Genomic DNA, 19665 nt, shown 5'->3' with positions numbered 1-19665 from the left:
TAAATAATTGTATATGGGGGGAAATGTAAAATGTTAAGATCAAAGATAAAGTATGCCGTTTTAAGCACGGCTGTGACTTCAATACTATTGGTTCAACCGCTGCTTGTGAAAGCGGCTTCTGTAGATAAAACTATAACTGATCCTAATAGATCATGGACTATAAAATTTAGTCAACCTGTGGGTTTTGATGATCAGACCAAAAATGCCATAACTGTAACGGACAGTAAAGGAAATTTAGTAAATGTCAGTATAAAATTACTTGACAGCAGCAAAGTAAAGGTAGATGCTCCGGAAGGCGGATATAAGCAGGGGGAAGTTTATTCTTTAAATGTAGGAAATGGAGTTCATTCTTCAGAAAGCAGGTATTTAAAAAGTAGTCTTAAATACACTTTCGAATTGAGCTCTGTATCTCAAGATTATAATTATAAGTCTCAGGTGGAAAGTACACTTGATGCAACTGTGAATAAAATTTTAAAAGATGGGATCCAAGATGATTGGCAAGCATTGGTGGTATATAGATGTGGAGAGGAAGTTCCCCCAAGTTATTGGACTTCTTTTGAAAACAGCCTGACTTCATCACAAGCCGATTCTTTTGCCCCTACGGATTATGAGAGAATGGTAATTGTCCTATCATTACTGGGCAAGGATTCTACAAGTTTTGGAGGATATAATCTGGTAGAAAAAATATACAATAATGCCGGCATGGATAACCAGGGTATAAATGCCTATATATTTGGTCTTATAGCTTTGGATTCTGGAAATTTTGACGTGCCAAATGATGCCCTTGTTAGTAGAGATAAATTCATAGATAAAATAGTATCTGCCAGGACAGAGGATAATGGATGGAGTATTACGAGTAATAAAGCGGATACAGATATGACATCTATGGCACTCACAGCTCTGGCACCGTATAGAGATAGAGAAGATGTGAAGCAGGTCGTAGATGCCGGAATTGCAAAACTTTCCTCCATGCAGGGCAGTGATGCAGGATATTCCTCTATGGGTGTAGAGAACAGCCAGAGTTTATCTCAGGTTATCATAGCTCTCTGCAGTAATGGAATAGATCCTACAGGCAGTGAATTTACGAAAAACAACAAAAACCTGATAGATGAACTTTTAAGTTATAAATTAAAAGATGGAGGATTCAGCTATAATAAGCAGAATGTGTATGATCCTCTTTCTACTGAACAGGCTGCGGAGGCACTGGAAGCTTATAAAATGTTTAAAGAACAGACCGGCAGCATATTTAGAAATTAGCTCCTCTTATGAAAGTTCAAATATAAAATATCAAATGATAAAGATTTTCGGGTAAAACCGAAAATCTACTATATTTGATATTTGAACTCTAAACTTTATTTTTATACTTGAGGTTGACGTACCTGAAAACCTTCTTCCCTCCATTTCTTTTTGGAGAGCTCCGTTTTACTTAAAGAGTTCTTGTCCGGATCCAGGGTTGTCTCGTAAAATAATTTCTGGCTGTCCAGGGCCCGTTTCCCGCCGCGTTTGTCTATATGAGAATAAGAACCGTCGCTGGTCAGCATTCTAGCTTTGATTGTGTCGTTTAACTGTGTATTGAGTATTCCCTTCAATTTATTCTTTACATCTGTATCTTCTATGGGAAATAAAAGTTCCACTCTTCTGTCCAGATTTCTGTTCATCCAGTCTGCACTGGATAAATACAGTGCTTCCTCACCATTATTGTAAAAATAATATATTCTGCTGTGCTCGAGGAACCTTCCCACGATACTTATTACACTTATATTTTCACTGACACCCTTTATTTTTGGCCTTAAACAACATATACCCCTGACGATTAACTGGATTTTTACTCCTGCACAGGATGCGTCGTACAGAGCTTCAATTACATGTTTATCCACCAGTGAATTCATCTTGGCAATTATTTTAGCAGGTTTGCTATCTAGAGCGTTGTTTTTCTCCCGTTCTATGAGATATAGAAACCTTTCTCTCAAATTAAGTGGAGCTATACAGGTCTTTTTAAGTTCTTTTGGAATGGAATGACCTGAAAGCATGTTGAATATTACGGATGCATCTTCACCAAAATAGGGATTTGATGTGAAAAGACCCAAATCCGTATATATTTTTGCAGTTACATCGTTGTAATTGCCAGTGCCCATGTGAACATACCTTTTTATTCCGTCATTTTCTCTCCTGACTACTAAGAGAAGCTTGCAGTGCGTTTTAAGTCCCACTAATCCGTAGATTACATGGCATCCTGCCTTTTCCAGCTGCTTTGCCCATATTATGTTGTTTTCTTCATCAAATCTTGCCTTTAATTCCACGAGCACTGTAACCTGTTTTCCATTTTCGGCTGCTTTTATAAGAGATCTTACAATGGGAGAGTTTCCGCTGACCCTGTAGAGCACCTGCTTTATGGCAAGTACTGAAGAATCTTCTGCAGCCTGCTTTACAAATTCTATAACAGGTTCAAAGGACTCATAGGGGTGGTATAAGAGTATATCTTTCTTTGATATTATGGAAAAAATGTCCTCATCTTCCATCCCTTTAAGTGGATTTAATGGCTTTATAGGCTCATAGCACAGATATTTGTACTTTTTTACGGATATGAGCTTATTTAAAAAGGTCAAGTCCAGTGGAACATTTGAGATATATTCCTGAGTCTTTGAGATTTCCAGTTCTTTCTCAAGGGTTCTCACTATATCCTTGTCTATTCCCCTTTCAAGTTCCAGTCTTACTGCAGCACCCCACTTACGCTGCTTTAAAGATTCCTCTATGGCTTCAAGAAGATCTTCTGCACCCTCTTCATCCACAGCCATATCTGCGTTTCTCGTTATTCTGTAACATCCGCAGGATAATATATTTTCGGTACCAAAAAGAGTTTTTAAGTTTGATTTTATAATATCTTCCAGAAGTATTATGTTAAAATTTGATTCACTTGGTATCACCACTATCCTTGGAAGTACCGAGGGTACCTGAACCGTAGCGAAAGATTTGACTCCTTTTTTCTCGATGATGAGACCTATGTTTAAACTCTTGTTTAAAAGCAGTGGAAAAGCACTGCTGCTGTCTAAAAGTACTGGAGTCAGAACGGGAAAAACATTCTTGCGATAGTAGTTTTTTATAAATTTGCTCTGATTTTCATCTAAATCCTGAGGTTTTAGAAATTTTATGTTTTCCTTTCCAAGAGCTATTTTTAAAGAACGATTATAATAACTGCACTGCTTTGCCACCAATTTTGTCACACTTGAATATATATCTGCCAGCTGTTCTTTTGGAGTCAATCCTGAAGGATCCGGTTTGTTGAAGCCTGCCTTTATCTGATCCATGAGAGAGCCAACTCTTACCATGAAAAATTCATCCAGGTTGGAACAGGTTATAGAAAGAAATCTCAGACGTTCAAATAGAGGATGATTTGTATCTCTGCACTCTTCCAGTACTCTCTTATTGAATTCTATCCAGCTTAGCTCTCTGTTTATAAAATTTTTACTTTTGTTGAATTTACCCATAAATTGAGCCTCCTTAAATTGTTGGTTTTATACCGAAAACTTCCTGAAAAAAGTTTGCCTTACTGTTAAAAGCCCATTCTTCAAGGCTTATGTCTTTTTCAGATGTAGTATTGAAAAATAGCATGTCGCCGTTTTTCGTAAGTTTTATATCTGTTATTTTTTGAAGATGGGATGTATCAAGTGCCTCTGATAATTTTAAAATGGCAGACAACATAGATGTGACCATCTTATCTCTGGAATCCAGAATGGAATAATTATAATCTGATTCTTTAGGTATTATATCCCAATGGTATTTGGCTATGCTGGCTATTATGTTTAGTTCTCTATATGAAAATCCCATTATATCCTGATTTATTATTATGTTATAAGCTTGAATTTCAGGATCTACCGCATCTATAAATTGTCCTACATCGTGAATCCTGCTGGATACCTGCAGATACAATCTTTCAGATTCCACCATCTTGTGAATTTTTAAAGTTTGATCAAATATTGACAGTGCAATTTTTTCTACGTAATTGGAATGGATTTTGTCAATCTTATATTTGTCGGCAATATGATCTATAGAACTTAAAATATCATCTATAAGCTTTGATTTACGGGGAAGGTTGAAAATCTTATCAGAAAGATCCTGTAAGACCCCAAGCCTTAAAGTTATGTTGGGGTTGTATATACTTTCCGTATTTGCCATCTTGTAAAAGCAGTTGAATAAAATCAGCGTGGGGAGCAAAAGGTTCATTTTAATGGCACTGATTTTATATTTAAAAGTGATTTGATCCTCAGTCATATTTTTAATTTCATTGTACAGTGATTTAAAATCTTTTCCAAGTATTATATTATTCATTTTGGAATTATTGCCCCTGCTGTTGATTAAATTGACAATTGTATGTACTTCGCCTCCTATTATGATGAGGTTTTCTATTTTTAAATGCTTTGTATTGGATTTTATCCAGTATAATTTACTTTCAACGTATTCCTTCATTAAATTGGAGAAATTCATAATCTTATTTTCCAAACCCGTAAAGGTTTCTTTCAACCTGAGAGACCCTATTTGGATATGCTCTGTAAATTTTAATTTATTATCTTCAAAAATGGAAGCTTCCACTGAACCTGTTGTTATATTTATAACCAATGTGGTCTTTTTATCAAAAAAATTAAATTCAGATATATTGTATTTTAGAGCTTTCATTATATAAAAACGTTCTTGTGATACATTTATGTCCTCTATTTCTATTCCTGTTCTGAGTTTTATCTGTTCCAGGATATACTGCTTGTTTTCAGCTTCACGTATTCCACTGGTGCATACAGCCTTATAATTTTTTATTTTGTAATCTTTCATTACCTGTGTGAATCCCTTTATGTCATTACAGGTATTGTGAATAGTATCAACAGATATTCTGCCGCTTGAAAAAGTATCTCTTCCTATATTGGTAGGTTTGATTAAATCTTCCAGTACATTGATGTGACCGTCATGATCTATGTCGGCAATACTCATTCTCAAGTAGTTGGAACCAGCATCTATGGCTGCTACTGTCTGTGACAATTTAATGCTTTTCATGTGCATCAACTCCAATATAAATTTTAAGTGCAATAATTATATTATGAACAATTAAATTATACTTTATTGAGGGTGGTGAATACTTTAAACTTAACAGGATTTTAACATTTAAATAACATACCCTTAAATATACTTCCAGATATTTGTTGAAATATTTGCTGAATTTATATAATATAATAGGTATATTGTAAATAGTTATAATTTCATATAAGGAGATACGCTATGAAAAAATTGGCAATAATAGATATTGGTTCTAACTCCATGAGAGTCTTGATTGTAAAAATTATGAATGGAAGAAATTATCAGTTTGTAGATGAATTGAAGTCCATAGTAAGACTCGGAAGGAATATGACAGCTGATGGAGCCATAAGTGAAGAAAAAATCAGATTGGCCATTATTGCATTATCTCATTTTAAAAGACTATGTGATTCAAATGATGTAACTGAGATTGTGGCGGTTGCCACAGAAGCAGTGCGGAAGGCTTCCAATCAGAGAGAGTTCATAGATAGGGCAAAAAAAGAAATAGGAATAGATATAAGAGTACTTTCGGGAGATGAAGAAGCATATTTTGATTATCTGGCAGTAGTTAACAGCATTGATGTTAAATCTGCACTTTTAATGGATATAGGTGGAAGCAGCACTGAATTCATACTGGTTAAAAATAGAAGGCTAAAAGAGTGTATAAGTATTCCAATGGGAGCAATTACACTCACAGATAAATTTCTTTCCATTAAGGGAAACAACCAAAAAAGAATAAAAGAACTAGAGGCTTTTCTGGTGTCAAATTTTGATAAAATAGGCTGGCTGAAAGAAGCATCTGGTATGTCCCTTATAGGTATCGGGGGAAGTCACAGGACTATTGGCAAAATACATAGAAATAAAATCAATTATCCTTTTAATAACCCTCATAATTATATAATTTCTTCTAGAGATGTTATAGATATATACAATTTTTTAAAGAACATGGGTATTTCTCAGTATAAAAAAGTGAGGGGAATATCCAGAGACAGAGCGGACATATTTGTAGGCGCCATTTGCTGTATAGCTACAGTGATAAAGTACTGCAATACTAAAAAACTCTGTATCAGTGAAAGCGGGCTGAGGCAGGGACTGCTTTATGGAAAATTAATAGAAGGTTATCCTCCTCTTGTTGAAAATATACTTGATTTTTCATTGAATAACATAATGAATAATTATAATCTGGATAAAGATCATCTAAAGTTGGTGTGGGGCTTTGCCAAGAAATTATGTGCAGTTTTTTCAGATATGTTATCCATGAAGGATGAGGATTATAGAATATTAAAGTCTGCAGTTATGCTCAGTGAATGTGGTATTTCACTGGGCTTTGGGAGCCAGGAAAATTATTCCTTTTACATTGTGAGAAACCTGAAGATATATGGACTTACCCATAGAGAACAGATAATGACAGCCTTTGTAGTGTCCAATTTTGAAGAAGGCAAAATTAAAAAAACTGATTATTTTGGCAAGATCCTAAATTGCAGTGATATTGAAATGATTAAAAAACTGTCTTTGGTGTTTTATATTTCAAGGTCTCTTGATAGAGCATATGATGGCAACGTTGTGGATATAGACATTGAGATTGAAAAGGAAAAAGTTATTTTAAATATAGTTTCAAAAAAAGAATCTTTGCTTGAGATGGGCATGATTGATGACTGCAGGGATTATTTTTATAAAGTGTTTAATAAAGTGCTTGTGGTAAAATGAGTTCATATAAAAAGAAATCCTTTCATATTATTTGTAGTGTATAAATAATTATGAAAGGATTTTGTATGCTCGATATATATGATTATGTAAAAATTAATGATGTATTTAAGACCGCTGAAAAATACAATGTCAGAAATATATTAGATCATGAAATTAAAGTAGAGAATTTTGCCGGCCAGATATATGATGAACTAAATAAAAAGTCCTATTTGATAGGATCCTACTACAGAAATCTTCTAAGCTGCAGTGCAATTTTACATGATGTAGGCTGTTTTATAAACAAGTCAAACCATCAACGTCATACTAAATATATAATACTGCAGGAAGAAAATTTTCAGGCCGTTCCATGGGAATTAAAGCATTGCCTTTCTATAATTGCAGGTAGCCACGGAAAAAATGTGGATTGTGACATTCAACTGTATGATATAATGAAAAAAAAAGAACTGTTAAAATTAATAGCAATTCTAAGAGTGTCTGATGCCCTAGATCATACGCATAGGCTGAATACTGCTCTTGAGGAAATAAATTTAGAAGATAATTATCTATACATCCATGTAAAAAGTGATAATATAGGAAAAATATTTTTGAAATTAAATAATAAATCAGTTTTGTTTGAGGAGATGTTTTCTATAAAGGTTAGGCTAAAGAAGGTATGAAGTTATAATTTATTATAACTTTAATATAAATATTATAGTATATTATAAATTTTAGTCAGGGTGATAGATATGTCTCATAGAAAGATAATTGAAGAATATTATTGTGATATAAATAACCTGACAGATTTATTGTCTAAACTAACCAATTGTTATAGATTACTTATAGGAGGAGCAGGGGAATTAAATTCCATAGCATCTGCCCATAAGAAAGAGGTAAAAGATGCTCTTCATAGGGTAGATGAATTGGGTGATATACTCGATAAGCTCATAAGTGCCATAGATAAATCTACCGTAGAATATGCACAGTATTGCAAAATGAGAACTGAAATCATCAGGGGAAAAATGAAAGCACAATATATGGAGACAGAAATAGATGAGGAGTTGTTTTTGAACAACTTAGATACGATATATGATGATAATAAAAAAGAAGAATAAGCAAAAAGCCGATCTGTACCTATTCTTCTTTTATTACATTAAACAACAAGTTTAACTGGTACCTATAAAAAATTTTATTAAGATATAGGATTAAAATTTTTTAAATCTGTACTTACATACCATAAGATATGAAAGTATTATAATAAGTAGAATTGTAACTTCTGAAGGAAGAGGATGTCTCAATGTAATCAAACAATAAAGTGACATGAACATACCTGCAAAAGTTATGGGAATACCGAAGAATTGTCCATCAAATTCAGTAATATTAAATCTTGCCAGCCTGTATGCCCCGCATATTGGCAGCAGCAGTACCAGCAGATAGCCCAATAGGCCTAAGTTAGAAAAATTATAGAGATTAAATGCGAGAACTGAAGGAGCCACTCCGAAAGAAACTAAATCTGCCAGTGAATCCAGTTCTTTGCCTAAATCACTGGATACCTTTAAAAATCGAGCAACTCTTCCGTCGTATCTATCAGCCAAACATGCCAGCAATATAAACAAGCCGGCCCATATATAATTTTCTTCAAAGGACATTATTAGGGATATTATACCGCAGCTGAGGTTAGTAAGAGTAAATGCATTTGGGACGGTACTTTTAGCTAGTTTTATTTTAGCCACTGTGGATCACTCCTTAAAAAAATAATAAAATATTTTATTGCTTAAAACGAGTAAAAAGTATATAATTACATAAAATAATTATAACTCATTTTATAAAAATAGTTAATAAGTAGATTAAATTCTTTTTAGTTGGAAGTTCATAAATTTTTATTGAAAATATGCTTTATATTTTATCAATTTAACTTTAAAGTCATGTAAAAAGGATAGTTGGAAATTCATGAGAAAGAATAATAAAAATTTTGTTAAATCTATAATATTTGCCATCTTGGTTTTATTTATCATAATCGTATTGTTTGTTTATAAAGATAAATTATGTAATATAAATGTATATAGGATCAGGAGTTATATACAGAGTTACGGGGAATTCTCTGCTGTTGTCTTTATTGTCATGTATACGTTGAGGCCACTGCTTATTATATTTCCAGCATCCCTTATGTCCATTGTTGCAGGGAATATATTTAATTCTCATATAGCAGTTTTACTGAGCATGATTGGATGTTTTGGATCAGCTACTGTAGCTTTTTTCTTATCCAGATATTTAGGGCGTTCTTTTGTAGACAAGATATTAAAAGGAAAAGCTTTAGTATTGGACAAAAATATAGAAAAATATGGATTTAAAGTTATGACCATAATGAGATTGTCTTTTGTGTTTCCCTATGATCCATTGAGTTATGCAGCAGGGCTTACAAAGATGAAGTACAGTGATTTTATTTTTGGCACATTAATAGGAACTTTGCCGGAAATGGTTACCTATTCATTGATGGGAAAAAATCTAGAGGATCCCTTTTCTATTAAGTTCATATTACCCATAATGATTTTATGTATTATAGCCTTTTGCTCTTTATATGTACATAGGAGGATATCTAAAAATACCAATAATTTATAAGCAACATAATCTTTGATTTAGGACATAATATTCTATGTAATCTAAATTTAAAGGAGTGTTTGTAAATGAAAGTTAAGGATATAATGACTAAATCTGTAATTAGCCTGAAAGCTGACGATACCATAGAGAGGGCAGCTGAGATTATGGAACAGAATAATATAGGAGCTGTTCCAGTATGTGATGGGGATAGAGTTATAGGAATTATAACAGATAGAGATATTGCAATAAGATCGGCAGTTAAGGGTGAGAGCTATAATTCTAAGACAGTAAGGGATATAATGTCTTCAAACCCTGTAACAAGTTCTCCAGACATGGATTTGAGAGATGTTTCTAGGGTAATGAGTGAAAGACAGGTAAGAAGAATTCCTGTAGTGGAAAATGAACATCTTGTGGGTATGGTGTCATTGGGTGATTTGGCTACTAACTCCAAGTCCAATGAACAGGCAGGAGATGCATTGAGTAATATATCTAAGCCAGGCATATCCTAAAAATAGAATTTAATAATTTATGAATAAATCCACAGGAATTACCAGTAATCTTGTGGATTTATTACTTTAGGTGATATAATATCAGGTGATGTAAATAAAAATTTAAATTTTTAATTCAATATAATTGAATCAATAGCGCATATTTTATTAAGTTTGTGTAATAGGAGAGTTCAGTATGAATAAAGTAAAATTTATTTATAATCCATATTCGGGAGAGAACACTATAGTGTCGGGTATAGATACAGTGATTAAAATACATCAAAAATATGGATATGAAATAGTTCCATTTAGAATTAGCCCTGGTGTTAATATGGAAGAGGCTTTTAAGGGGTTAGATGAAACTTATAACTACATATTAGTGGCAGGTGGAGATGGAACGGTGGATACTGCTGTAAACCATATGAAAAGGTTAAATATAGATATACCTATAGCTATTCTTCCGGTGGGTACAGCTAATGATTTTGCAAAATTTATAGGAATACCTGAAAATGTAGGAAGGGCTTGTGAGCAGATAATAAATAGTGAACCTAGAAGTTTGGATTTGGGTAAAGTAAATGACAAATATTTTATAAATGTGGCAAGTACGGGGTTATTTACGGATGTTTCCCAAAAGACCGATGTGAATTTAAAAAATACCATAGGGAAATTGGCTTATTATGTTAAAGGCTTGGAGCAGCTCCATAATTTAAGAAAGCTTAAAATAAAGGTGAAATCTGAAACTGCATTTTTTGATGGAGATATGTACTTGATGATGGTGTTTAACGGACAGACTGCTGGAAATCTAAATCTTGCTTATAAAGCCAGAATAGATGATGGACTATTGGATGTCATAATAATTAAGGCGGGAGTGATAAAAGACACGATTACGCTTTTTATAAAAATGCTGAGAGGAGATCATTTAGAAAATACTGCAGGCCTTATATATTTTAAATCAGATAAAATAGAAGTGGACTGCAATGAAGATATAGTCACCGATATAGACGGTGAAAGGGGTCCTGATTTTCCTCTTACAATAGAATGTATAAAAGGCGGGATAGAGGTTTTAGGGGTAAACATGAATTCAAAATATGGAGAGAGTATATAATTTTTGTTTAAAATAGTAATATAAGATAGGCAATATTAATAAATATAAACTAGAGTGCTGTTAAGAGAAGGAGAATATATGACGTTTTATATTTGTCTATTACCTATTATGTTTATAATGATTATACAGGGCTTTGCCTGGATTAAATTTTTGCCAAATAAGGTAAAAATAATAACACTTTTTATTTTAATAGCCATGCTATTTAGATATATTTGTATTCTTATTTTATTTTTGGCAGACAACATAAAATATCTTTATATGCTTAAAATACCCTTTTTCTTAAATCTAATTGCCGTTCCCCTGATAGCTTTTACTGCTATGTATATTTTTATGAGAAAGGACAATATCAAATTTTATTATATATTTGTAATATCTGCTGTACTATGTGTATTATATGGTTTTATAATGCATAATTATGAAGTTATATTGAAAAATGCACAGCAGTATCCTGCTGTGTTAGGATATACTATGACTTTTTCTAAGGGTTCATACATATTTTGGCCATATATAGTATTTAATACTCTGGTGATATTCTTTGTACTGGGATTTATGGGTAAAAATAATCCGAATAAATTTGGTATATACATTATAGTATTGGCGGCATGTATAACTTCAGTAGAACTAATAGCCTGGCTCCTGGATGTAAAAGTATTAGTGCAGCCAGTGCTGGGTGATGTAAGCTGGACTGCTGTATGGATTTATGTTTTAAACAAAGTGAGGAAAAATCACTATTCAAATATCAAATCCGGTTGATTTTCAACTTTGTACTTTAAATTAGCCTTGGAAGTGTTTATGTAAATGCTTTTTCCTGGGTGGATTCTTGGAAATCAAGCAGTGAGGATCGCTTCCTATTAAGTCATCACGGCCGGCGGAAATCAGAGCTTCTTTTACCAGTTTGTAATTTTGGGGAAGGGAAAATTGTAAAAGAGCTCTCTGCATATTTTTTTCTCTTTGTTTTTTTGGAATATAAACTTTTTGACCGGTTATAGGGTTAATGCCTGTATAGTACATAGTTGTAGACAAGCTTCCTGGTGTAGGATAGAAATCCTGAACCTGTTCAGGAGTATAACCCATTTTTTTAATATACAGGGCCAATTCTACAGCTGAATTTAAATCGCTTCCAGGATGGCTGGACATTAAATAAGGCACAAGGTACTGTTTTTTACCTAGTTTTTTGTTTATTTCAAAATATTTTTTTACAAATCTGTTGTATACGTCCATTTTAGGCTTACCCATTTGTGCCAATACTTTGTCGCTTATATGTTCAGGGGCTACCTTCAACTGGCCGCTTATATGATATTTGCACAGCTCTATGAAAAAGTCTGTATTTTTGTCATTTATCAGGTAGTCATATCGTATTCCAGAGCGTATGAATACCTTTTTTATTCCTGGTATTTTTCTTATTTTTTTCAATAAACTCAAGTATTCACTGTGATCTATAATGAGGTTTTTACAGGGAAGGGGAAATAGGCACTGTTTGTTTTTACATACTCCTGTTTTTTCTTGAATTCTACAGGCTTTATGTCTAAAATTTGCAGTAGGTCCCCCTACGTCGTGTATATAGCCTTTAAAGTCGTCCAGTGTAGTCAGAAGTTTTGCTTCGCCGACTATGGAGTTTTCACTTCTACTCTGAACGGTTCTTCCTTGATGGAAAGTCAGGGCACAAAAGGAACATCCGCCATAGCATCCCCTGTGGCTGGTAATGGAAAAACGTACTTCCTTTATTGCAGGTATGCCTCCTGCTTTTTCATATACTGGATGATAAGTTCTGGTATAAGGAAGGTTGTATATTATATCCATTTCTTCTTCTGTCAATGGATACTGAGGGGGATTTTGGATAATGTAGTGATCTCCATGTTTCTGTACCAGTGTTTTTCCCCTTATGGCGTCCTGTTCTAAATATTCCAGTTTGAAGCTATCTCCATAGGATTTTTTATCTTTCAGCACTTCCTCAAAGGAAGGTACTTCTATATATTTCCCTAAATGGTTTTTGTCCTTAGAGCAATATACAGTTCCTCTTATATCTGTGATACTTTGGATATCCATGCCGTATTTTAGCAGGTTTGCTATCTGTACTATGGATTTTTCTCCCATGCCGTATACAAGCAGATCGGATTTGGAATCCAGAAGAATACTTCTTCTTATCTTGTCACTCCAGTAGTCATAATGGGCAAATCTTCTCAGGCTGGCCTCTATACCACCTATTATTATGGGAACGTCTTTATAGGATTCTTTTACCCTGTTACAATATACTATTACAGCTCTATCGGGCCTATATCCGGGTTTCCCCCCTGGTGAGTACAGATCTTCATGTCTTCTTTTCATGGAAGAAGTATAATGATTGACCATGGAGTCCATATTTCCAGAGTTAATTAAAAATGCCAGTTTAGGTCTGCCTAATCTTTTAAAATCATTTGTATTTTTCCAATTTGGCTGGGCTATTATACCTACTGTGAATCCCTCCCTTTCTAAAATCCTGGATATTATGGCAGTTCCGAAGGAAGGGTGATCTACATAAGCATCTCCAGTTATAAATATAAAGTCAAGTTGGTTTATATTATTTATTTCCATATCTTTTTTGCATATTGGTAGAAAATTTTTATTTAATCTCAATTTAAATTCTCCATTCTGTTTTTTTATTGCTTTTATTATAACATATAGAGTAATAACCTATAGGGCAGCTGATGGCTAATAGTGAAAAGTATGTGTACCAAAATAAATGTGTAGTATATAATATAAATAGATGGGAAAAGATTTAGATAAAAGAGAACATGATATTTAAAATTATATTGAGCAAAATAAGGGAAAAGTGTATTAATAAGTGAATAGTAAATAAATATTGATAAATTTAGCACTTACTTATTGCATTTTGGCAAATTTGTAATATAATTATAGTGTAAATGATAATATCATATGTTTGCAATTTGTTATGTTAGGTGAGGCTCCTATATAGACATATGCTGATGCCCGGAAACATCGAGAGATGCCAATGGGTCAACAGATATTACCGGATTAAGGTTTTATCTAATGCAGCTGGATTGGTTTAGTCTAAAGCTATATAGTGCTAAAACTCAGACGATTAGAAAGTTTTAGTTTGTGAGGAGAGCCTTGGAGGCTCTTTTTAATTTTTTAATTTAGGTGGTGTAGTTAAATGGAAAACGGACCTTATGGAGGTCGGTGTGACTTATTACAAAATTTAATAAGTGCCTACGGGGAGGTATTTAAATAGATTCCTAAACTTTGATGTGCGTTGTACAGTTGTTGTTTTTAAATATTTCTCCGTAAGTCAAAGGAGGAATATTTATGCAAAAGTTAACCAGTTTCTTTTTGAGTAAAATTCTTTATAAGAAAGTGTATGATGAATTCAATGAGTATGTGGGAAAGCTTGTGGACATATATGTATCCACTGATCATGGCATGCCAAGAGCTATAGGATATAAGATAAAGAATGGTACGGAAGTTTCCAATTGTGAATGTAAAAATATAAATTTTTATGAAGATAATAATAGGGTAATAATTAGAGGAGAAGGTATAAGAGGAATAATACTTCAGAGTTATTCATACCTTTTGTCAAAGCATCTTCTAGATAAACAGATTGTAGATATAAATGGAAAAAAGTTAGTTAGGGTCAATGATCTCAGAATTGCAAAGATAGCTGGTGAGTACAGGGTTGTAGCTGTTGATACAGGTACCTTGGCCTTGGGAAGAAGATTTGGCGTGGAACATATTATAAAGAAGTTTTATGATATATTCAATAAGAAACCAGAGGACAGCCTTATAATGTGGGATAATGTGGAGTCTTTAGAAATGGTGAATAATAATTTAAAGCTTTCAGTTCCATATAAGAAATTATCAAAACTTCATCCTGCAGATTTGGCAGATATATTAGAGGATATGGATGTGAATTATAGAAAAAAAGTATTTGAAAGTTTAGATCAAGATCTGGCGGCAGATACACTGGAGGAAATAGAACCCAAAATACAGGCGAACATTCTGGAAAATTTGAGTCAGTCTAAAAGAGACGAAGTACTGTTTAATATGCCAAAAGATGAAATTGCAGATATCTTGGACGAGGTTGATGAAGACACTGCAGAAAGGATGCTTTTGAATATGAAAAAAGGAGATGCTGAGGAAGTAAGAACTCTTATGGATTATAATGAAGAGACAGTGGGAAGTATAATGAAAAAGGATTTTATTTCATTTAATATAAATATAACTGTCAATGAAACCATTGAGTTATTTAGGGAAATCAATCCAGAGGATGAAGTGTCTTATTATATATATATTATTGATGACAAAGGAAAGCTTCAAGGGGTTGTATCTTTGAAGAGCCTTATATTGTCCAGCGCCGAAACTAAATTGAAAGAGATCATGATAGATGATGTGGTAAGTGTAAGTCATAATGAAAATATAAGTAAGGCCATAGAAAATTGTTCAAAATATGATTTACTTTCCCTTCCCGTGGTAGATGATGAGGAGAAGTTGTGCGGTATAGTGGTCATAAATGATATCGTGGAAGATATATTGATACCGAGCTGGAAAAAGAGATTGAGAAAAGTTGGATAAAATTATAAAGCTGTCATTTGACAGCTTTTCTTTATGTATTTTTTATTGTATTTGTGCATAAACTATGTTCACGTAAAAATAAATACAAGTTTAATAAATACTAAAGGAGAGATGATCATATGGGTAAAAAGTCTATGAACTTTAAAATAAAACTTATATTGATACTTGCCATAGTGTTCACATATATATTCACTTCTCTGTTTTTACTTCCTTATGATAATGCTGTAAAAGCCATAGCTTATTCCTATGGATCCAAGGGCAATGTGGTAAGTCAGATACAGACAAAACTTAAAAACTGGGGCTATTATAATGGAAGTGTAGATGGGGCATATGGATATCAGACTTATACTGCTGTAAAATATTTTCAATCAAAGAATGGATTGACTCCTGATGGTATAGTAGGAGATGCTACATTGGCGGCTTTGGGTATAAATACTTCAAGTGGCGGCACTGCATCTGGCAGCAACAATCAGAATGTAATGCTTATAGCCCGTTTGATAAATGGAGAGGCAAGGGGAGAACCCTATGAAGGACAAGTAGCTGTAGGAGCTGTAATACTAAATAGGACCAGGGATCCTAGATTCCCTTCTACAGTACCAGGAGTCATATATCAGCCGGGAGCTTTTACTGCAATAGTGGACGGTCAGATTCATGCTAACATGGAACAGAATTCCATAAATGCAGCTCGAGACGCACTAAATGGTTGGGATCCTTCTGATGGGGCCATATATTATTTTAATCCTGCAACGGCAACGAGTTCATGGATATGGTCAAGACCTCTTATAAAAATTATAGGTAAACATAGATTCTGCAGATAGAATAGTGTTAAATCTATAAAAATATATAGTCAATATATATAAAATTTCGACATAGAATTTCAATAAAAACTGTTAATAAATAGAATAAAAGTATATTTATACTTTTACCTGTGGAGTTGAGAGATTTTTATTGTCATATATAAGGGATAATTTATAATCCATCTAATCATGAACTGACACATTTTTTTGTGGGCATGTGCTAATATATGTGTAAGTCAATAATATTAGCTAATAATTACAGGGGGAAAATGTTTATGATAGTTGAGAATTTTAGCCTTAGTAAAATAATAGGAGATAAAAAATATGTGTATCTTTACAGATTGTTAAAGGAAAAGGTTGCCATTACCTACAAAAATGAGGTTATACAGGTTCAATCCTATGGAATTGAAGTGGAAAGACAGGATATACTGGAAAACAAACTGGTAAATGTACAAAGGGAGTGTATTAAAAATATAAGCCCTGAGAGATATAAAGTACATAATTTACTGAAGTTGTTATATGACAACCAGGTGTCACCCATACATTTAGTTGATGTACTCGGAGATTATGTAGATGAATATATTTTGGACTTTGACAAACAGATAAATTATATAGCTTATTAGAAAGGAGGAGAAATCCTCTTTTTTTATATAAATTTAATTTATTATTTACTGCATTGAAAAACAAATATAATATAATAAATACTGGTATAATTAAATTAATGAATTGGGGGTGAAATGTAATTTTGATATTTGGAGTTGGAGTGGATATAGTTGAAATTAGGAGGATTAAAGAAGCCATTAGTAAACATGCTAATTTTATGGACAGAATTTTTAGTAAAAATGAAATAGAATATCTTAAAAATAGAAATTTAAGACCTGAATTTGTGGCTGGAAGATTTGCAGCAAAGGAAGCAGTGGTAAAAGCAATGGGTACCGGATTTAGAGGATTTGATTTTAAAGAAGTGGAAATAGACAGAGCAGCTTCTGGCAGACCTAATGTGATATTGAAGGGAAAAGCTAAATTGATGGCCAATAAATGTGGCAATTATAAGATACATTTGAGCATATCACATGGTGTGGACAATGCCATAGCATATGCAGTGATGGAGGTGGATGAGATTGAGGATAGCATCCATAGAGACATGCAGGAAGATAGATAATTATGCTATAAGTGAATTAAAAATACCCAGCATTGTTCTAATGGAAAACGCGGCTTTAAAAGTAATTGCGAATATAGATTTAAAAAATTATAATAGTTTTTGTATAATCTGTACAAAGGGCAACAATGGTGGAGATGGTTTTGCAATAGCGAGACATCTATATAATTTAAATAAAGAAGTTCATGTATTTTTAGTTGGGAAAGAGGAGGGCATGAGTGAAGAATGCAAAATAAATTATAATATATTAAAAGTTCTCCATATGAGTCTGGATAAGGTTAACTCTTTAGAAGATATGGTGAGACTTAGAAAAAGTATAAGAGAAAGCCAGGTTATTATTGATGGTATATTTGGTACTGGACTCTCTAGAAATATACAGGGCATACAGGATTCTGTCATATCGTTGATAAATGAAAATAGTAAATATACCATTTCTATAGATGTTCCTTCTGGTTTTAATGGGAATACGGGAGAGATAATGGGCAATTGTGTAGAGGCGGATAAAACTGTTACATTTCAATTGTATAAGCAGGGTTTTTTAAGATATGGAAGTGATAAATTTACAGGAGAGGTAACAGTTGAGGATATAGGAATTCCCAAAATTGCTGTTGGAAAATTTATCGATTCTAAATTTATAATAGAAAAAAATTTTATAAAAGAAAAGTTAAAGAGGAGAAATAAATTTGGGCACAAAGGCGATTATGGCAGAGTGCTTGTTATAGCTGGTTCTCAAGGGTTTACAGGAGCCGCTTATATATGCACTCAGGGAGCTGTAAGGAGTGGTGCGGGACTTGTTACTTTAGGCTGCTATAAGAATATTCAGCCAGTACTCAGCTCAAAACTAGTAGAGGGTATGACAATTCAGCTGGAAGATGATTCAAAGCTGCAGAAGGCCATAGAGAAAAGTGATGCTATTGCCATAGGACCAGGTATGGGAGTAAATGACAGAACTTTGAATATGGTTGATAGGATTCTAAATGTATCTAAAAAAAATGTTGTAATTGATGCAGATGGAATCAATGTGCTGATGGGGAATTTACATATATTAAAGAACAAAAAATGTGGAGTGATTTTGACTCCCCATCTAGGAGAAATGGCTAGAATCACGGGATTTGATATTCAATATATAGAGAAAAACAGAATAAAGGTAGCTAGAGATTTTGCAGCTGAAAATGATGTAATTGTACTCTTGAAAGGATATAATACTATTATTACAGATGGAAATGCAGTGGCCGTAAATCCTGTGGGGAACTCATCTATGGCTTCTGGAGGTATGGGGGACTGCCTTACTGGAATTATAGTTTCTTTTGCGGCTCAAAAGTATAATCTTTTTGAAGCGGCGTGTATAGCTGCTTTTGTGCATGGATACTCTGGAGAGAAACTATCCCAATATATGTTTTGTGTAAATGCCAGTCATGTTTTAAAACAGCTTCCTTTTTCAATAAAAGAATTGATGCAGTAGAAGATCAACCCCAAAAAATAGTAATATCAAAGGGTATGGTAGAATAGATTAATAGTGGAGCGCTTTAGATCAGGAGGAGTGGCATGAAGAAAAAACTATTAATGGGGATAGGTATATCTTTTGTTTTACTTGCTATTTTTTTATTCCATGGAAGAGATATTCAAAACACGGAAAAGATAATATATTATTTAAAGGACCTAGATAGTTATAGCTGTAATGTGAATATTCAGATAGAAAATGAGAAACAGCAAATAAATTACGGCGGCAGACAGTATTATGACAGCAGATATGGAGAAAGATTTGAACTGGGCAAAGACAGAGTAATTGTATATAGGGGAAATAAAATATTTGTTAAAAATAGTGACAACAGTGGTAAATACAGTATGGAAAAAAATTTCAATAGCTTGTTTAAATTCTGTTTTATAGAAGAGTATATATCACTGCTTTATACCAATGAAAAGATTGACAACTCCTTTAAGAAGGTAAATAATGAGCAGTATCAGGTTGTGCGTTTGGATATACCTGGTAATAATAAAAACATCAGTAAAGCTGAATTATATGTGAATTTAAAGCATAATACGCCAACTTACTTGAAAATATTTGATTCTACTGGAAGAAAAAAAGTAGATGTGGAATATAGTGATTTTAAGGCAAACGTGGAGTTGAGTGAAAATATTTTTGATATAAATTAATATTGAAATAATTTTATTCACAATTCCTATAGAAAAGGTATATAATTAAGTTAATGT

At 33.2% G+C, this 19665-nt stretch carries 17 protein-coding genes, 1 pseudogene and 1 riboswitch; of the genes and pseudogenes, 14 read left to right on the top strand and 4 right to left on the bottom strand.

What is annotated here, in order from left to right; all coding sequences use genetic code 11:
• Nucleotides 1–30 precede the first annotated feature (30 nt).
• Nucleotides 31–1257: a terpene cyclase/mutase family protein gene (locus ACFHWD_RS01855; RefSeq protein WP_179978060.1), complete on the top strand. Its 1227-nt coding sequence runs from the start codon at nt 31–33 to the stop codon at nt 1255–1257.
• 101 nt (nt 1258–1358) lie between these two features.
• Here ACFHWD_RS01855 and ACFHWD_RS01850 read toward each other — a convergent pair.
• Together ACFHWD_RS01850 and ACFHWD_RS01845 are read right to left on the bottom strand one after the other, a co-directional pair.
• Nucleotides 1359–3506: pseudogene (locus tag ACFHWD_RS01850) on the bottom strand (RNA degradosome polyphosphate kinase); the annotation flags it as partial.
• Nucleotides 3499–5040: an exopolyphosphatase gene (locus ACFHWD_RS01845; RefSeq protein ID WP_378059972.1), complete on the bottom strand. Its 1542-nt coding sequence runs from the start codon at nt 5038–5040 to the stop codon at nt 3499–3501. The pseudogene ACFHWD_RS01850 and the gene ACFHWD_RS01845, both read right to left, overlap by 8 nt.
• Before the next feature lie 222 nt (nt 5041–5262).
• Here ACFHWD_RS01845 and ppx point away from each other — a divergent pair, with 222 nt between their 5' ends.
• From ppx to ACFHWD_RS01830, 3 genes are all read left to right on the top strand, one after another.
• Nucleotides 5263–6765 carry an exopolyphosphatase gene (gene ppx, locus ACFHWD_RS01840; protein ID WP_378059970.1) on the top strand — a complete coding sequence of 501 codons (1503 nt, stop codon included), beginning with the start codon at nt 5263–5265 and terminating at the stop codon, nt 6763–6765.
• Between the two features lie 65 nt (nt 6766–6830).
• Entirely contained in the window at nt 6831–7421 is a 591-nt protein-coding gene (locus ACFHWD_RS01835; RefSeq protein ID WP_179978056.1) for an HD domain-containing protein, read from the top strand.
• Nucleotides 7422–7490: 69 nt separating this feature from the next.
• A complete protein-coding gene (locus ACFHWD_RS01830) occupies nt 7491–7856 on the top strand; it encodes a hypothetical protein (protein WP_150358074.1) in 366 nt (121 codons plus the stop codon).
• Between the two features lie 90 nt (nt 7857–7946).
• On the opposite strand, the gene pssA is transcribed toward ACFHWD_RS01830, so the two are convergent.
• Nucleotides 7947–8474 (bottom strand): CDP-diacylglycerol--serine O-phosphatidyltransferase, encoded by a 528-nt coding sequence (pssA, locus tag ACFHWD_RS01825; RefSeq protein WP_179978054.1) that lies wholly within the window; start codon nt 8472–8474, stop codon nt 7947–7949.
• A 217-nt stretch (nt 8475–8691) separates the two neighbouring features.
• Here pssA and ACFHWD_RS01820 point away from each other — a divergent pair, with 217 nt between their 5' ends.
• The 4 genes from ACFHWD_RS01820 (at nt 8692) to ACFHWD_RS01805 (ending at nt 11685) form a co-directional block, all read left to right on the top strand.
• Complete coding sequence (locus ACFHWD_RS01820; RefSeq protein WP_150358457.1) at nt 8692–9360, top strand: TVP38/TMEM64 family protein; 669 nt, start codon at nt 8692–8694, stop codon at nt 9358–9360.
• Between the two features lie 65 nt (nt 9361–9425).
• Nucleotides 9426–9848, top strand: coding sequence for a CBS domain-containing protein (locus tag ACFHWD_RS01815; RefSeq protein WP_150358456.1), 423 nt, complete (start codon nt 9426–9428; stop codon nt 9846–9848).
• A 175-nt stretch (nt 9849–10023) separates the two neighbouring features.
• Entirely contained in the window at nt 10024–10932 is a 909-nt protein-coding gene (locus ACFHWD_RS01810) for a YegS/Rv2252/BmrU family lipid kinase (RefSeq protein WP_150358455.1), read from the top strand.
• Between the two features lie 78 nt (nt 10933–11010).
• Nucleotides 11011–11685, top strand: coding sequence for a hypothetical protein (locus tag ACFHWD_RS01805; RefSeq protein WP_150358454.1), 675 nt, complete (start codon nt 11011–11013; stop codon nt 11683–11685).
• A gap of 21 nt (nt 11686–11706) precedes the next feature.
• On the opposite strand, the gene ACFHWD_RS01800 is transcribed toward ACFHWD_RS01805, so the two are convergent.
• A complete protein-coding gene (locus tag ACFHWD_RS01800) occupies nt 11707–13545 on the bottom strand; it encodes a YgiQ family radical SAM protein (protein ID WP_150358453.1) in 1839 nt (612 codons plus the stop codon).
• A gap of 308 nt (nt 13546–13853) precedes the next feature.
• Nucleotides 13854–14023: riboswitch (M-box (ykoK) riboswitch) on the top strand.
• Nucleotides 14024–14235: 212 nt separating this feature from the next.
• On the opposite strand from ACFHWD_RS01800, the gene ACFHWD_RS01795 reads away from it, so the two are divergent.
• The 6 genes from ACFHWD_RS01795 (at nt 14236) to ACFHWD_RS01770 (ending at nt 19608) form a co-directional block, all read left to right on the top strand.
• Complete coding sequence (locus tag ACFHWD_RS01795; RefSeq protein ID WP_150358452.1) at nt 14236–15498, top strand: magnesium transporter; 1263 nt, start codon at nt 14236–14238, stop codon at nt 15496–15498.
• A 119-nt stretch (nt 15499–15617) separates the two neighbouring features.
• The gene (gene sleB / locus ACFHWD_RS01790) at nt 15618–16316 is read left to right on the top strand and encodes a spore cortex-lytic enzyme (RefSeq protein ID WP_150358451.1); all 699 of its coding nucleotides are present in this window, start codon (nt 15618–15620) and stop codon (nt 16314–16316) included.
• Between the two features lie 254 nt (nt 16317–16570).
• Nucleotides 16571–16918: a DUF6514 family protein gene (locus ACFHWD_RS01785; RefSeq protein WP_150358450.1), complete on the top strand. Its 348-nt coding sequence runs from the start codon at nt 16571–16573 to the stop codon at nt 16916–16918.
• 122 nt (nt 16919–17040) lie between these two features.
• Nucleotides 17041–17457: a holo-ACP synthase gene (gene acpS / locus ACFHWD_RS01780; RefSeq protein WP_150358449.1), complete on the top strand. Its 417-nt coding sequence runs from the start codon at nt 17041–17043 to the stop codon at nt 17455–17457.
• A complete protein-coding gene (locus tag ACFHWD_RS01775) occupies nt 17417–18916 on the top strand; it encodes an NAD(P)H-hydrate dehydratase (RefSeq protein ID WP_378060001.1) in 1500 nt (499 codons plus the stop codon). Before acpS ends, ACFHWD_RS01775 begins: the two co-directional genes overlap by 41 nt.
• A gap of 83 nt (nt 18917–18999) precedes the next feature.
• Nucleotides 19000–19608, top strand: a complete 609-nt coding sequence (locus ACFHWD_RS01770; RefSeq protein WP_150358447.1) for a germination lipoprotein GerS-related protein — start codon at nt 19000–19002, stop codon at nt 19606–19608.
• The last annotated feature ends 57 nt before the right edge of the window (nt 19609–19665 follow it).

It is taken from the genome of Clostridium sp. MT-14 (assembly GCF_042436595.1).
Lineage (GTDB): Bacteria > Bacillota > Clostridia > Clostridiales > Clostridiaceae > Clostridium_B > Clostridium_B aromativorans.
This window is presented reverse-complemented; position numbering and strand designations above follow the sequence as displayed.